At 46.0% G+C, this 361-nt stretch carries 1 protein-coding gene; it reads left to right on the top strand.

Annotated features, from left to right (window positions below; all coding sequences use genetic code 11):
* The coding region (locus CWC11_RS22145; protein ID WP_249330811.1) for a 3-hydroxyacyl-CoA dehydrogenase NAD-binding domain-containing protein at positions 1–361 on the top strand (361 nt) is incomplete at both ends.

Below are 361 nucleotides of genomic sequence, written 5' to 3'. Positions count from 1 at the left end.
AATATCATTTTCAAAAAAGCACAAGAAAATGTTGAGAAGAAAACGGGTGGTCACTATCCAGCGCCGCTCGCTATCATCAAAGCGGTACGTGCATCTGTAGAGCTGGACAAGCTTAAAGGTTATAAAACCGAAGCCGAGGGGTTTGCTGATTTAGTGATGTCTGAAGTATCGCGCTCGCTACGTGGGATTTTCTTTGCGACAACGGAAATGAAAAAGGATTTCCAAGGTGAAGATCTTGCTCCTGTGAAGCGTGTTGCAGTGCTAGGTGGTGGCTTAATGGGCGCAGGTATTACCCATGTTAGTGCGGTTAAAGCAGGCACACCTGTACGTATTAAAGATGTTGCGCATCAGGGCATTAGCA

Origin of the sequence: Pseudoalteromonas sp. S3178 (genome assembly GCF_005886985.1) — a bacterium.
GTDB lineage: Bacteria > Pseudomonadota > Gammaproteobacteria > Enterobacterales > Alteromonadaceae > Pseudoalteromonas > Pseudoalteromonas carrageenovora.
This window is presented reverse-complemented; position numbering and strand designations above follow the sequence as displayed.